A 14,772-nucleotide genomic window follows, 5' to 3' on the forward strand; every position below is an offset into this window, starting at 1 on the left:
TTCTAGTACACTTAATGTAAGGAGTGGATACGAAAGTGGACCCAATTCATTTTACATTAAGCGAAGCGAATGCACTTTTACCGCAGCTGCAGGAAGATCTGCTTAAACTGCAGCTACTGACGCAGCAATTCGAAGAGAAGTTTGATGAGCTGCAAGTATTGAAGGCAACTACAGATAGAGGAAGCGATGATCCGTTCTTTGAGGTGGAGAGTCAGCTCGAGTTCATGCGGATGGATATTGAGCTGCACATCGGAAATTTTGATCGTAAGGGCGTTTTACTCAAAATGATCAACCCGGGATTGATTGATTTCCCCTCCATTCTCGATGGTGAGGAAATTCTAATCTGTTGGAAGCAAGGCGAGGATCGAATCTCTCACTATCACGGCTGGAATGACGGTTTTATGGGGCGCAAGGCGTTTCCGGAAGCGTGAAAAAAGATTAAAAAACACTCATAAAGGAGCCTGATTCACTCAGGCTTCTTTTTTGTTCGCCATAGAAGGAATGTCCGTCGACAAAAGTACATATTTTTCTTACAGAAGGTTTGACATGCTTTTCAGAAGATAGCATTTACAATCTAACCTATATCGGAAAGGCCCTTAAATCCAAGGAAGAGGTGTTTCAATGACTAGAACCATCCAGTGGAATGTAGTGGCTTATATGATTTGTGCGTTGTTTGTAACTACGGTTATTCTATCCTTTACCTTTACGAATGCACTGTGGAATTCCCAAATAGCAGGTTTATCTGCTCCGCATTGGCTCCAAAACAAAGCGGTATCATCACCATCGTCGCTATCACCTGCCACAGAAGCCATGCATCTTCCGAAATCATTGTTCCAGCCCGCGACCGTCATCCCCAAAGCATCAGCCGCCGAATCCCCAGAGCTGATTCGTACTATCCCCGTACCTGCTGTTCCTGCCACCGTCGTTCCGATGGCAAATCCTATCCATACATATAAAGTAACGGCTTTCTACCTCAATGTACGTTCCATGCCGGATGCAAGCTCGACAATCATGACAGAAGTGAAGCAAGGCGAAATGCTTCAAGTTGTGAGCGTAACTGAATCCGGTTGGTTATCACTCCAGGACGGCGGATATGTCCATGGCGGTTATGCTGAGGAAGTGCCGCAGTTATCGCAATCAATATCGGTAACGCCAGCAGTACCTGTTAATCAAGTGAAAGCCGCTAAAGTTGAAGTGTCCACCGCATCTGTGACCCATCAGACGGTCAAGAAGGTGAATGCCCCAACGGCTGTTATTGATAATTTACCCATCAAGAAGAAACTTGTAACGCCGATTGAGACACTGGCTAAACCAACATCCAAGGTGATGTCAGACTCGGGTCTAAACAAAGAACAAATCGCGACAATACTGAAAGGAACGAAGCTTGCCGGTCATGGACTGGAAGCAGCCGTTCTCGCCATTGAAGATAAATATGGCATTAACGCATTCTTTACCATCGCCGTCATGAAGCTTGAAAGCGGTAACGGATCGAGCCGACTGGCGCAAACGAAAAATAATCTGTTCGGCTTGAATGCCGTCACAGGCAAAAACGCCTACAAAAAAGCCTTTTCCTTCGCCACCAAGGGGGAGAGCGTGAGGAAATTCGGACAACTCTTATCGGCCAATTACGTCGAGCGCGGCTATACGACGATCGAGAAGGTCGCGAAGAAATATTGTCCCGCCAACGGCCGATGGGCAGGGCATGTCCGAAGTATTATGCGAAGTGACTTTCTGAAATTAGCTTAATTCCCGTCAATCACCTGTTGACAGAAACTAACGAGTCATGTTACATTTCCATGAGTGATCACAAGCAGTTCCAACGGAAAACATACTTAACTTCATAATAAATTCGTATAACCTCACGAACAAACAGGGTGAGGGTATCTACAGGAAGCCTTAACTTCCTTACTACGAATACGGAATGATCAGTTGATGATTCTGTATTTGTGGTAAGGAAGTTTTTTGTATTTGTTTACCGATCATACGCAAGTTTCGAAGGGGGCATCTTAGATATGAAATATATGCTGTCTGTATTTCTAGGCGCGGTCAGTTACGGCATTCTGTCGACGATCGTAGTGAAAGCTTATGGACAAGGCTACAGCTTAGGTGAGGTAGTAGGTACGCAGCTGTTAACAGGATTTATCCTATCTTGGCTGCTCGTCATTATGCTTAAAGTGCGCAACAAACGTCAGGCTGCAAAGGCAAATGAGCCGATTCAGCAGTCGCTCAGCTTAACTTGGAAACAACGACTCTTGCTGATGTCTGCAGGTATTCCAACGGCGCTGACAGGTCTGCTGTATTATCAGTCTCTGCGATATATTCCGAACTCACTTGCGATCGTACTGTTGTTCCAATTTACGTGGATGGGCGTTCTTATCCATGCGATCAGTACGCGTAAACGTCCGAACGGAATTATGCTGCTAACGCTTAGCATCTTATTCGGCGGAACATTGCTCGCTGCCGGCATTATGGAACAAGGGATTTCTGAGTTTAATTGGGCTGGCATTGTACTTGGTTTGCTCGCTGCAGTAAGCTATTCGCTCTTTATTATTTTCAGTGGAAAAGCTGTACCAGCTGTTCATCCCGCTCAGCGAAGCTTATGGATGATTACGGGCGGAATGATCTTCGTGTTTATTCTGTTCCCGCCGGTTTATCTGTTTAACGGCGTGATCTGGAGCAGCTTGCTGTTATTTGGTTTCTTGCTTGGGCTGTTCGGTGCCTTTATTCCTCCTGTGCTGTTCGCGGCAGGCGTTCCGCATATCGGCGGAGGAATGGCTGGTATTCTAGGTGCATCGGAGCTGCCTGTAGCAGTTATGCTCTCAGCGGTTGTGCTGCATGAACAAGTGAGCGGGCTGCAGTGGGCCGGCGTCGTACTCGTATTACTGGGTGTTGCACTGCCTGAGCTGGTTAAGGGATCTAGAAATAAAGGCAATAACAATAACACGCGCAAGAAGCTTGAATATTCCGCTTAAAATAAGTGAAGCCCGATTCCATTAGGAACGGGCTTCATGTTTTGTTAAGTATCCGATTAGAGGTTACTCTTCGTCTTCAGCTTCATTAGCTGCAACATTAGCCGCAGTTTGGTTCGAAGCAGGGTTGTGCTGGAATACTTCAGCCGCTTCTTCTGCGGAGAACTCGGTGTCTGCTGCACCTGCAACCGGAAGCTTGTTTAATGCCACGGATTGCACATCTGCTTTAGAAACTTGATTTTGTCCGTTTGCCATGTGTGTGATCCTCCTCATTCATTGTGTATTGCAACAGACATTAATGTACCCAAGCAGGTATTGATCTTATGCATGACGAAATGAAAATTAAACTTTATATCGATTTAAGCCGTTATTAAGATTAGCTTCATTTCAATTTTAAGTCGAGCTGATACGCTAGTGGAACATCAAGCAGCACACCGTAAGGAGGAAGTTTCTGAAATGAAAAGGAGAAAGAAGAAATACCCCGGCACGGCCTTGCTTGCCTTAATCGTCTTTGCCGCGGCTTTATTCATATTCCAAGCTCATAATCGAGCCAATGGGTCCAGTGACGATGACGCATCCGCAGGGGTGCCGATCGTCGCAAGCGAGAACCTGCTTCTTGCCGGCAAAACGATTGTACTGGATGCCGGACACGGTGGGAAAGACGCCGGATCGATCGGACAACAAGGGACTTTCGAGAAGGATGTCACCTTGCAGACGGTGCAGCACATTCGGGACGAGCTGGTGAAGAGAACGGGAGCTCAAGTGATTCTGACTCGATCGGATGACGAAACCGTATCGCTGGACGAACGTGTGGCAATCGCGAATGAATCGAAAGCAGATGTGTTTATCAGCATTCATTACGATGCTTTCGAATCCAATGATGTTGCAGGAATGACGACGTACTACTACAACGAAACGGATAACGGACTTGCCGAGCTTATGCATAGCGAGCTTGCTCAATCGATCGACGCCAAAGATCGTGGTGTGAAGGTGGGCAATTATCAAGTCATACGTGAGAATACCAGACCGGCGCTGCTGCTTGAGCTCGGATATATTTCGAATCACGCGGAAGAAGAGCGGATGAAGTCGGCAGCATTCCAGGAAACCGTATCGAGTGCGATCGTATCGGGTATTATAGATTTTCTATCTTAAATAATAAAGCGGCACAAGTGATGAGCACTTGTGCCGCTTTATTATTTACATTAAGAACGTACCGATCACAATCGACGATCCGAGAATAATGGCGCGAAGCAGTTGTGCAACGGATTTGTTGCCTTTGGCAATCTCTTCGCAAACATTGAGCTTAGGGGTAAGGAAATCAAATACAACATAGACAAGGCAGAGTAGCAGAATGCCTATTCCGGACCAGATCAGCATAGCCTCCCAATCATGGGAACTGTACGATACCATCGCTACGATGATGCCAAGACCAAGCAGCTTGCTGCCCATATAAATGCCTGCGGCCTCGTTACCTCGCCTAATTTCCTCCCAATCATTGAAACGCGTAAGCTTGCTAAATACGAAAGAACCAACTAGCAGTGCTACTAGCAAAATAACGATTCCAATTCCTACATTCAACAGATCATTACCAAAGTTATTCACGCTTTGATCCTCCTTGGGTTGTGTATGTAATTGCAGCAGGGCAGTAGTAAGCCATATCTCCGGTAATTTTGCCGCCTATACGAGGCAGCAGGCCGGCGTAATGTCCGCCTATTATATAAGCGCCTGTTAAGAGATAGCCCTCGAAAGGACCTTCTTCCGTTTCAACACGAGCTTCTTGCATAGGGAACAGCTGCTGGTAAACCTTCGGCTGGTTGTCATAATAGTCTTGAACCTCGATGACATCTGCTTCCTCATGACCCCACTCGGCTTGCTGGAATTGTCCTGCGCCATCATAGAGGGAAGTACCTTTGCCTTCGCGTCCCCAGTATCCTTTGGCTACATAAGGAGTACCGGTTTGCACGAACGGTGCCGCTTCATAATAAGTCGGGAGCAGGTAACGTTCTATGTCTGCGATATCAGCTTCATCGAAGAGGGTGAACCCGACAAAAGCCTCGGTTTGATCTCGACGCTCGTAGAGCGACCAAATTAACGCCATAAACCCTTTGCTCTGAGTAATGATGCTCTGTGCCGGATTGATCAGTCCAAGCTTGCCTAAGGCAACAAGCTGAATCAGTGCCTCGCCAATCGGCATGCTCTCTTGTTCATCGTCTGTATCGTGAATCAGATATTCAAGCGGATACAGGCGATATAACACGGCAATACGCTGCCCACCGGCATAGAGTCCGTCACCGGGGATAATTTCCAGTTCTTCGAGGGGAACATAGAGGGTCTCGTAACCCAGCTCGTTGACGGCCTTCATGATATACTCCGTGTTCGTGCGATCCTCAAGATGCCAGCCATAACTGGAAAATACAATCGGACCCGTGAGACCTTGATTGGCATAATGCCGAATCAATTGGTCGAAGGCGCCCTGAATCTCATGGCGCATCCCGATTGAAGCAGCCGTATACGTTGAGAAATGATGAATAAGCTGCTCTGCCAGGTAGGCGGTTTCGGGTATGCCTGTTGGCGTATCCGTGTTATTTTCGATACATTTCATGCCATGTTCGCCCATGATCCAATCCTGTCTGGATACACCGTGATACGGAACTTCCATTCGTGCTGCCGATAAGAGAGCGGGATGAAGTCCTAATTGCTGAACGAGAAACTCATCAGGCAAATATTGTTGAGCGAAACGCAGTACTTTCCAGTAAATGCGGTCAACGGATTCAGAAGCGGCTTGAAGTGCGGCAGCTTCTTCGGGTTGGAACAGCGTCAAGGCAGGAAGACAGTACTGTTTGCCATTCATCCGATGGTAGGGGATATTCTGAGCAATCTCACCGCTAAATATTGCATCATGGTTCCCATCGAGCTGCACGATCCGGTTTATCATGCGTTAACCTCCGCTGCTTCTGCTGCCGCTGCTGCCGAACCCTTTGAATGAACCAGAGCTGCTGTTAGAGCCTTTAACGGCACCGGAGCTGCTGCTTGAACCGTTAGCGTTGACCGCTGGATTCTTGGTCGCGGAACCGCCGCTAGAATAGTAGGTTCCGCCGGTTCCGCCGTAATAACCATCATCACAATTCTCGTAGTTCGGGTCGCAGTCATAGCTGGAGCTGGTGTTGCAGCCGCTTAGCGCGACAGGCACAGCGAGCAACAGCGCGAATTTCAGCACTTTGGCGGACTTCATGTCGTCTTTCATTTAAACGTGAACCTCCTTCATGTACAATACAACTTTGTTGCGGTCATCATCGAGCACGGAGTATAAGGACTCGAAGGTGCGGGTTTGCTTCACCAAATAATGATCAAGGAGCAATCTGGCGATGTCTTGCGACCCTTGCGTACGAATCAGCCCCTCGCCTAATTCGAACGTCCGTCCGTTCCAATAGAGAAACTCGGTTTCCAGAAACACAGATCGGTCACAACGCTCAAGCAGCGCCGGCTTGATATCATCCCCATAGAGATCGAGATCGCTGGGTTGAAAAGACGCCGCATAGATATGATGGACTCCGCTATCCTCGGACTCATGCGAGCTGTGGTGGAGCAGCCTGTTCTGGATGACCGTTGCATTGACGAGCTTGCGGACGAATAGTTCATCGGTATCAACCGAATATTGTTTGAGCGTTCGTACTATTCGCCGCGCCGACTCATCCCAATCTTGATAACAAATCGTATGCATTAAACACGCACTCCTTTGGTAATAGTCTGATAGACTTCGACATCACAGACGACGAAGAGCTTGGCGTCCGCGGGAATGGGAGCGTTCAGCTTCGTGTTGATGGACATGTCTCCGCGATCTGAGATCAAAGTCGCTCCTTGTTTCAATAGGGAGAGAAAAGCATCCTCATAGGTCTTCCAATCCGGTGAGACGGAAACTTGGAACACATCAGAGCCGTGCTGACGACTAAGCAGCTGGGTGAAGATTTCTACGCTGCCATCGTTCAGTGCCGATCGAACCGCGAGCCTTGCAACGGCATCATGAGAGAGTACAAATTCATTCACTTTGACATGTTTGAAATTATGGATATGCTTCTCGAGCATAATTTCTACGGTCGTATGAACCTGCGGGGCGATGCTTTCAATGCTGGAGGCGATCAACAGCGATTTGCCGTCGACCAGCGATGATTCATCGATGCGATAATCGGCGAAGATGATGGCTGCTTTCGCGCTGGCAATGCCGGCTTTCTCCAAGATGTCGCTGGAGCTGGGATCGCCGCTCACAAAGTGAACATTGTGATGCTCGTAGGGATGTTGATCGATGGCATCGATAATCACGATATGAGTAGCAGGAGAGATGGATAGCAGCTCTTCCACTGCATATCTGGCTTTCTTACTCCAATTAATAAAGATGACATGCTGTTTCCCGGAATAGTTCAACTTACCAGCTCTCCTTTGTCGATGATACTGTGAGACCGAATCAATGATTTTGCCGATAATCAAACTCAATAAGCCGATGCCAAACACATAAATAAAGAGCGTTAGCACCTTACCTGCGAACGTGTGGGCGAAATAATCGCCGTATCCGACGGTTGCCATCGTGGTCATGACCCAGTACAGAGCATTGAACCAAGATTCGAATGTGTCCGGCTCCAGCCAATAGGCCAACGTAGAGAGGATCAGCAGGAAGGCAATGAAAAGAATGGCGACAGCTGAGTTCTTAAGCCGAAGCAGCTTTAAGGACAGCGTGTGCAGAAACAGTGGCATGCAGGGGATCCTCCTTCTGAATTCAGGCTGCGCAGTGCACTGTTAACCCGCGAAGCCCTTTACAATCGTACACTATTTCAGTTCATACGAGAACCATATCCATAGGTGTCAATTTCTTGTAAAATGAACAAAAGGATACAGTTCAATAGTAGGTGATTTTCGGTACACATGAGCATAAATGTTTATTGTTTATTCAGGTTGTTATCCTATATAATCAAGTTTAGTACACGAATGGAGGCGAAGCTTAATGCTAATCAGACAACAAGGTCTAGGTGAACGTGATGCTTCAACAGCCATTCCAATTTCATATGTGATCCGTAAACACTAAGGCATTTGCTTTAGTGTTTTATTTTTGTCCAAGGAGGATTGTAATGAGCACATACAAGAGGGTACTGATCAAGTTAAGCGGTGGAGCCGTTGCGGGAAACAGCGAATTTGGGTTTGATCCGGACAGACTGGAGCATATCGCAGGCGAGATTTTGTCGGTGGTGAGCAAAGGTGTGGAAGTATCCTTGGTTATTGGCGGAGGCAATATCTTCAGAGGGAATATGGCGGAGAGCTGGGGAATTGAACGAGCGGAAGCCGATAACATCGGCACGCTTGCAACTGTAGTGAACAGTTTGATGTTAAGAGGCGTGTTGAAGGCAAAATGCAGCAATGAAGTGCGTGTAATGACTGCCATCCCGCTCACCTCTGTGGCGGAGCCTTATATTCGACTGCGAGCCATTCATCATCTGGAGAAAGGGTATATCGTGATCTTCGCAGGCGGTAATGGCCAGCCCTATGTGACAACGGACTATCCTTCTGTCCAGCGGGCTATTGAAGTAAATTGTGATGCGCTGTTTGTGGCGAAGCAAGGGGTAGACGGCGTATATGAAGCTGACCCGAAGAAGAACAGGGACGCGAGGAAATTCCAATCCCTGCACTATAACGATGTCATCAAGCATGACTTGCGGGTAATGGATCAGTCCGCGTTCCTGCTCGCACGAGATTATAAACTCCCGATTCATGTGTTTAATTTCGACGAGCCGGGCTCGATGGCGGCCATATGTGAAGGTGAGTCGATCGGCACCACCATTACCGGTGAATCCATGATGACATTTGCTTGATCCGGCGTTGTGATGGTCCGGACACAATAAAAGGCTGTCTCAGGCGTGCGAAATTGCACGTTTGTGACAGCCTTCTCTAATTCAATGACTCAGCAGCTGTTACCTTGAGACTTGTTGTCGCTCTCTTCCGAGAGCTTCTCTCCGTATTGATCCAGGCGTCCCGGATGGGATGCCGGACCTTTCTTCTTCGGTTTGCTGTTTCGACCTGTCATGGTAATGCTCACCTCCGTCATCCATAAGATGAGCGGAGGGAGCTGAAATCATACACATTATAACTATTTATGAGTCGCTGGCGATGATTAACCCATATCTACAGCATGAGCGGGAGCTTGAGCGCCATTTGGTTGAGGACGCTTCAAGGTGACAGCGAGCAGCAGACCGAAGATAGCCAGCCCGGCAAGGGCTAGGTAAGTATCATGGAACCCGTGTGCCATCGCATCGGGCATTGGTTTCTCGCCTTCCCCAACGTGATGCGTTGTACGGCTGACGATTAATGTCGTTAATCCTGCAACCGCAAACGAGGTAACGACTTGCTGAGCTGCGCTTGTAAGAGATGTAACCCTGCTGACCAAGTGGCTTGGCGCTGATTGAATGAGATGCGTATTCAGTGCCAGGAAAGACAAACCCATTCCCATTCCGAGCATGGCGCGGGGAAGAAGGAACATGACTGCACTGTCAGATGGATCGATGCGTGAGATGAGGAATGCGCCGACCGCAACAATCGTCAAGCCGGTGACAACCAGCGGGCGAGCGCCGATTTTGTCATACAAGCGGCCTCCGATAGGCATAAACAGCCCTGCGGCAATCGCTTGAGGCAATGTCCACATGCCGGCATGGAAGGCGCTCATTCCCATCAGCTCTTGCATAAAATAGGGTACGGTGAAGATGATCCCGAACATGACGAACTGTAGGACCCACTGGACGATAATTCCTCGTGTAAATAAGGGAGAGCGGAATACTCGCAGCTCCAGGAGCGGTTCTTTCTTGCGCTTCAATTCAACGATGATAAAGAGGATGAGCGATACGGAACCAATCACCAGACCGATAATCGTTTTATCTGACGACCAGCTAGCAGATCCCTCGCTAAGTCCATAGGACAAGCCGGCGAATGCAAGAGGACCCAGTATAATGCCTAACATATCAAGTGAGGTGAAGGCCTTCTTGGGCAGCTTCGGCAGTAAGGTCACACACAGGATGACGCCTAGGATGCCAATCGGGACGTTGATGAAGAAGATCCATTCCCAGGCGACATAGTCGACCAGATATCCGGAAACAATGGGGCCGAGTGCAGGTGCCAGCAGAATAGGCATGCCCATAAGTCCCATAATAGAGCCGGCTTTCTCAGGCGGACTGAGCTGGTAAGTCATCGCGAATGCGATCGGAAGCACCATACCGCCGCCGAGTCCTTGCAGTACGCGGTACATAATAAGCTGCTCTGCCGTCGTCGCGAGCGCGCAGAGCACTGAACCGACAGTAAACAAGATGAGCGAAATGATGAAGATTTGTTTCGAGCCGAACCGATCTGTCATCCAACCGGCTAGCGGAATGACGGCTGCTTGAGCAAGCGCATAACCGGTTACGGTCCACTGCACGATGCTGAGCGTGCTGTCAAAGTCTTTCACAAGAACAGGGATAGCTACATTGACAGCGGTACTGTCAAGGATAACCATGAAGATGCCGACAATGATGGCGAGCAGCGGCCCTACAAGTTGTCGCATAGAGGTAAAAGGGATAACAGGTGAATCCTTACGTGCAGCGCTCATGGCAGCCTCCTTGAATACATTTCTAACCTACTTTTACCACTTTACTTTCCCGTACAAGGGTTGTCAAAAAGGGACTGAAAATAACAAAAGAGAGGCCAATATCGCCTCTCCGCGTCTACTTATTCGATTTCGGACTTCATTTCGCTATCCGGTTCAACCTCGCGGAACGCTTGATTGTAACAGCGTCTGCAAACCGGCTTGTAATCTTCATTGCCGCCGATTTGGATTTGTGCGCCGGCATTAACGGGCTGACCGTCACGGAAGCGGATAACCATTGTTGCTTTGCGATCGCAGAACCAGCAGATGGTCTTGATCTCTTCAATCTTATCAGCCTGCACCAGCAGGTTGTAACTGCCTTCAAACAGTTGATTCTGGAAGTCGTTCTTCAGCCCGAATGCCATAACCGGGATATTCAGCTCGTCAACTACTTGCGTGAGCTCTAGGATATGGTGTTTCTTCAGAAACTGAGCTTCATCGATGAGTACGCAATAAATTTTGTTAGGACCGGATGGTGTAGATAAATGCGATTTGACGCTCTCATACAGGTTCGTATGCTCGTCGACCGGAATGGCAGCACGCTCGAAGCCGACTCGTGAGCCGACCAGCTCTGCGCCGTCTCTTGCACTGAAAGAAGGGGAATAGATGAGGACCTGCTTGCCTTGCTCCTCGTAGTTGTGGGCAACTTTAATAATTTCAAATGATTTCCCGCTATTCATCGTGCCGTATTTATAATAGAGCTGTGCCATCTGAATCTCTCCTAAGCAATATCGTCCTTTACTTATTTAACATATTTAAATGAAAGTGACAAGCCTGTTTTTGCAAATGAAACAGGCTGCCGTTGGTGCCGGCAGCCTGCAAGTAATGCGGGCAATGGAGCTACGCTGTAGCGATTACATTTTGCCTTTGAGGTCCATCAGATACTTGAATACAACTCCGAATGCACCGACGTAGTAAGCGGTCAACATCATCCAGCCCCAGTGATCGAGAGACTGCATGTTCGCAAACATGAATAATGGTAATACAAAGTAAACCATGTCTTTGAGATACCCTAGTACAAAATCGGTGGAAAATGTGCCTGATTTCATCATTTTGAACATATCCATTAAGAAGTTCAGACCCATGAATCCAAGTACTGCCCACATCGAGTAGAGCATCCAATCTGTGAGTGCAAATGTCATAAGAATCACCTCCCCTAAGAAAGAAGAGCTCTTGCATACGTTATCATATGAAGCATGGACGACATGCGTACTGGGACAACGCTCATTTTTGGGGCGAGCAATGTTCGGAAAGCTTGAAGAGGAACCGCCTAAACAAGTACAATATGGCGATAGAACTTGAAGGAGATGGATGATCGGTATGACAGCACTACCACTACTGGAGGCTTTTAACCAAACGACCTACCCGGTTACCGGGCACAGCAAGTATACGGTGCAGATTTTATTGGATGCATTTCGCGATATAGACGGCAGCGTGGAAAGCGATATTTACGGAAACGGGAAACTGATTGAGGACTTTCAGCGCAAGATGGCCGACTTTCTAGGCAAGGAAACCGCCGTATTCTTCCCGAGCGGAACGATGGCTCAGCAAATTGCGCTGCGCATATGGAGTGATGAGCTGGGCAGCAAGAAGGTGGCCTATCATCCGTTATGCCATTTGGAAATTCACGAGAAGGATGGGCTGAAGGAGCTGCATCGTCTGGAACCGATTCTGCTCTCGGACAAAGATCGGTTGATAGCACTGGAAGATGTAGTGAGCATGAAAGAGCGCATTTCTTGTTTGCTTCTCGAACTGCCGCAGCGCGAGATTGGCGGACAGCTGCCTTCCTTCGAAGAGCTTGAAGCCATAGCTGCACACTGCCGTGAACGTGGAATTAAGCTGCATTTGGACGGAGCGAGATTGTTTGAAATTTTACCGTACTACGGCAAATCGGCAGCTGAAGTCTGCGCATTGTTCGATAGTGTATATGTATCGTTCTATAAAGGGATCGGCGGCATAGCAGGGGCGATCTTAGCCGGCGGAGAGGCTTTCACCGAACAGTCCAAAATATGGAAGAGACGCCATGGCGGCGATCTGATCAGCCTGTATCCCTATATCGTAAGCAGCGATTATTATTTCGATCAGCGAGTGCGGAAGATGGGGCAATATTACGAGTCGGCTGTTGAACTGGCGAAGCTGTATAACGAATGTGAAGGGCTGAGGACGAACCCGCAATTACCGGTGTCGAATATGTTCCATGTTCACGCAGCGATCTCTAAAGACAAATTAGAATCGATTTTCTTAGCGCTCTACAAGGAGACGGGAATTGGACTAACGCGTTATATTAATGTCGTTAATGAATCGGCTTGCTCGTATGAAGTCAGTCTCGGTGACCGTTATAGCAAGATTCCCGCGTCGCAGTTGAAAGAAGCCTTTGCTTTGCTGCAACAGAAGCTGAAAGCTATCATCGTATAACGCTCAAAGTTATGCGTCTGTAGATAGGTTGTCCTTATAGGGCAGCCTGTCTTTGTTATTGGCTTTGTTATTGGGTATCTTGGAATAATTGCTGTCAGGGTATGGCAAAATATGAAATACGATGAAGTCAGAAGAGAACGATGAGGTGTGCTGTGGAGTTTTTCCTTCGATTAATCAAATTTCTTAATCGTCACCATATTCAATCCTACAAGCCAATGAAAGAAGACCACACACCTGAACGCGATCAGCTGCATACCGACTTAAAGGTGAATGTCGATTCGATCAGCGCGATTTTCAGCAAAGCGCCCGACCTTGTTATTCGTTCGTTTTACTATAAACAGACAGGGAGCCAGGCTATACTTGTCTACTTGTCAGGATTGGCGGATAAGAACTCGATCAATAATAACGTGTTGAATCAACTGATGTTTGAATCCGTTGAAATAAGCAATGGGATGAGCGGAAAAGGAGTTCTTCCGGTACTTCCCGTCACGCTTGGCGATATACGCACACTGACCTCCCTAAAGCATGTCGAGCTATCGGTCCTGGAGGGTCAAAGCGTCTTTATCATGGATGGTCAACAGCATGCGTATGCATTTGACACGCAAGGATGGCCGCAGCGAGCGATTACCGATTCTCAGATCGAAGCTTCTCTTAAAGGGGCCCACCAAGGTTTTATAGAGACGGCGGGATTAAACATCGCGCTGATCCGCAGGTACATTAGCAGCAGAGAGCTGAAGATTAAAGAGCTGAACATCGGTGCCAGAGTCCCCTGCAAAATATCGATTCTCTATCTGGAGGATGTTACCCATCCCGATTTAATCCAGGAAATGGAGAGACGATTAACCTCATTAAATGTAGACTGTATCTTGAATACCGGTGAGTTGGCCGAGTTAATCGAAGATAACCCATTCTCGCTGCTACCGCAATTTATTACGACAGAACGGCCGGATACTGCTGCCTCGCAAATTCTACAGGGCCGCATCTGCGTTGTCGTCGACCGCTCATCAAGTGTATTAATAGCTCCGGCCAGTATTGCCGCATTCTTTCAAGGCATTGATGATTACAGTACGCGCTGGCCGATTGCCACGTTTCTGCGTCTGTTGCGGTTTTTTGCTTGTATCATTGCAGCCTTCCTGCCGGGTATCTATATTGCCTGTATCTCGTTTAATCATGAAGTCATCCCGCTTGACTTGATCCTATCGATCGGTCAATTTAGAGCAGCAGTACCGTTTCCGCCTTTTATCGAAGCGTTTATGATGGAGATTATGCTTGAGATGCTTCGAGAAGCCGGTGTTCGTCTGCCCGCACCGGTTGGTCAAACGGTAGGCATTGTAGGCGGTATCGTTATCGGACAAGGAGCTGTACAAGCCGGGATCGTAAGTAATCTGATGGTAGTCGTCGTCGCGTCGACCGCTGTTGCTTCGTTTATTTTACCCAATTACGATATGGCGGCTTCAATTAGGCTCATCCGATTTCCAGTGATGATCATCGCCTCCATATTCGGCATAATTGGTATTATTGCTGCATTTATGGTGCTCGTCGCACACCTAATTACCTTGAAATCACTTGGTGAACCTTACACTACACCTTTAGCTCCGATGCGTATCGGGGATTGGAAGGATGTGTTTATTCGGCTTCCCTTATGGAATATGCTGAAGCGTCCGACGAGCGTGCGATCCCTGCAGAAGAACAGAATGGGTTTAAACCGCCTTGAAGGTGATGAGGAATGACTGG

Annotated in this window: 17 protein-coding genes and 1 riboswitch; of the genes, 7 read left to right on the forward strand and 10 right to left on the reverse strand. The window is 48.0% G+C overall.

All coding sequences use genetic code 11. The features are described 5' to 3' along the window. Positions 1–35 precede the first annotated feature (35 nt). The 3 genes from AC0YNS_RS05305 to AC0YNS_RS05315 all read left to right on the forward strand — a co-directional run bounded on the left by AC0YNS_RS05305 (position 36) and on the right by AC0YNS_RS05315 (position 2,972). The gene (locus AC0YNS_RS05305; RefSeq protein ID WP_475779962.1) at positions 36–431 is read left to right on the forward strand and encodes a DUF2203 family protein; all 396 of its coding nucleotides are present in this window, start codon (positions 36–38) and stop codon (positions 429–431) included. 190 nt (positions 432–621) lie between these two features. Beyond that, entirely contained in the window at positions 622–1,746 is a 1,125-nt protein-coding gene (locus AC0YNS_RS05310; protein WP_475779963.1) for a glucosaminidase domain-containing protein, read from the forward strand. Between the two features lie 83 nt (positions 1,747–1,829). Beyond that, positions 1,830–1,931: riboswitch (purine riboswitch) on the forward strand. Between the two features lie 81 nt (positions 1,932–2,012). Beyond that, positions 2,013–2,972: an EamA family transporter gene (locus tag AC0YNS_RS05315; RefSeq protein ID WP_475779964.1), complete on the forward strand. Its 960-nt coding sequence runs from the start codon at positions 2,013–2,015 to the stop codon at positions 2,970–2,972. 63 nt (positions 2,973–3,035) lie between these two features. Here the strand turns inward: AC0YNS_RS05315 and AC0YNS_RS05320 are convergent, their stop codons facing one another. Continuing rightward, a complete protein-coding gene (locus tag AC0YNS_RS05320; RefSeq protein WP_090975612.1) occupies positions 3,036–3,224 on the reverse strand; it encodes a hypothetical protein in 189 nt (62 codons plus the stop codon). Between the two features lie 201 nt (positions 3,225–3,425). On the opposite strand from AC0YNS_RS05320, the gene AC0YNS_RS05325 reads away from it, so the two are divergent. Continuing rightward, positions 3,426–4,121, forward strand: a complete 696-nt coding sequence (locus tag AC0YNS_RS05325; protein WP_475779965.1) for an N-acetylmuramoyl-L-alanine amidase family protein — start codon at positions 3,426–3,428, stop codon at positions 4,119–4,121. Between the two features lie 45 nt (positions 4,122–4,166). Here the strand turns inward: AC0YNS_RS05325 and AC0YNS_RS05330 are convergent, their stop codons facing one another. The 5 genes from AC0YNS_RS05330 to AC0YNS_RS05350 are packed head-to-tail and all read right to left on the reverse strand — an operon-like array spanning position 4,167 to position 7,715. Beyond that, complete coding sequence (locus AC0YNS_RS05330) at positions 4,167–4,571, reverse strand: DUF350 domain-containing protein (protein WP_090975610.1); 405 nt, start codon at positions 4,569–4,571, stop codon at positions 4,167–4,169. Next, positions 4,564–5,904, reverse strand: a complete 1,341-nt coding sequence (locus AC0YNS_RS05335) for a glutathionylspermidine synthase family protein (RefSeq protein ID WP_475779966.1) — start codon at positions 5,902–5,904, stop codon at positions 4,564–4,566. Before AC0YNS_RS05335 ends, AC0YNS_RS05330 begins: the two co-directional genes overlap by 8 nt. Before the next feature lie 3 nt (positions 5,905–5,907). Next, positions 5,908–6,213: a hypothetical protein gene (locus AC0YNS_RS05340; RefSeq protein ID WP_475779967.1), complete on the reverse strand. Its 306-nt coding sequence runs from the start codon at positions 6,211–6,213 to the stop codon at positions 5,908–5,910. Next, the gene (locus tag AC0YNS_RS05345) at positions 6,214–6,690 is read right to left on the reverse strand and encodes a hypothetical protein (protein WP_475779968.1); all 477 of its coding nucleotides are present in this window, start codon (positions 6,688–6,690) and stop codon (positions 6,214–6,216) included. After that, positions 6,690–7,715 (reverse strand): potassium channel family protein, encoded by a 1,026-nt coding sequence (locus AC0YNS_RS05350; protein WP_475779969.1) that lies wholly within the window; start codon positions 7,713–7,715, stop codon positions 6,690–6,692. The genes AC0YNS_RS05345 and AC0YNS_RS05350 overlap by 1 nt, the downstream gene beginning before the upstream one ends. A gap of 371 nt (positions 7,716–8,086) precedes the next feature. On the opposite strand from AC0YNS_RS05350, the gene pyrH reads away from it, so the two are divergent. After that, on the forward strand, positions 8,087–8,824 hold the full coding sequence (gene pyrH, locus AC0YNS_RS05355) for a UMP kinase (protein WP_475779970.1): 738 nt from the start codon (positions 8,087–8,089) through the stop codon (positions 8,822–8,824). An 89-nt stretch (positions 8,825–8,913) separates the two neighbouring features. Here pyrH and AC0YNS_RS05360 read toward each other — a convergent pair whose 3' ends face one another. The 4 genes from AC0YNS_RS05360 to AC0YNS_RS05375 all read right to left on the reverse strand — a co-directional run bounded on the left by AC0YNS_RS05360 (position 8,914) and on the right by AC0YNS_RS05375 (position 11,765). Beyond that, positions 8,914–9,036 carry a hypothetical protein gene (locus AC0YNS_RS05360; protein WP_256208255.1) on the reverse strand — a complete coding sequence of 41 codons (123 nt, stop codon included), beginning with the start codon at positions 9,034–9,036 and terminating at the stop codon, positions 8,914–8,916. An 87-nt stretch (positions 9,037–9,123) separates the two neighbouring features. Beyond that, entirely contained in the window at positions 9,124–10,587 is a 1,464-nt protein-coding gene (locus tag AC0YNS_RS05365; protein ID WP_475779971.1) for a DHA2 family efflux MFS transporter permease subunit, read from the reverse strand. A gap of 119 nt (positions 10,588–10,706) precedes the next feature. Then, on the reverse strand, positions 10,707–11,333 hold the full coding sequence (locus tag AC0YNS_RS05370; protein WP_475779972.1) for a thymidine kinase: 627 nt from the start codon (positions 11,331–11,333) through the stop codon (positions 10,707–10,709). A 144-nt stretch (positions 11,334–11,477) separates the two neighbouring features. After that, the gene (locus AC0YNS_RS05375) at positions 11,478–11,765 is read right to left on the reverse strand and encodes a hypothetical protein (protein WP_090975602.1); all 288 of its coding nucleotides are present in this window, start codon (positions 11,763–11,765) and stop codon (positions 11,478–11,480) included. 178 nt (positions 11,766–11,943) lie between these two features. Here AC0YNS_RS05375 and AC0YNS_RS05380 point away from each other — a divergent pair, with 178 nt between their 5' ends. Then, positions 11,944–13,038 (forward strand): threonine aldolase family protein, encoded by a 1,095-nt coding sequence (locus AC0YNS_RS05380; protein WP_475779973.1) that lies wholly within the window; start codon positions 11,944–11,946, stop codon positions 13,036–13,038. A gap of 152 nt (positions 13,039–13,190) precedes the next feature. After that, positions 13,191–14,768 (forward strand): spore germination protein, encoded by a 1,578-nt coding sequence (locus tag AC0YNS_RS05385; RefSeq protein ID WP_475779974.1) that lies wholly within the window; start codon positions 13,191–13,193, stop codon positions 14,766–14,768. Positions 14,769–14,772: the final 4 nt, after the last annotated feature.

It is taken from the genome of Paenibacillus sp. J22FR21 (assembly GCF_056269135.1).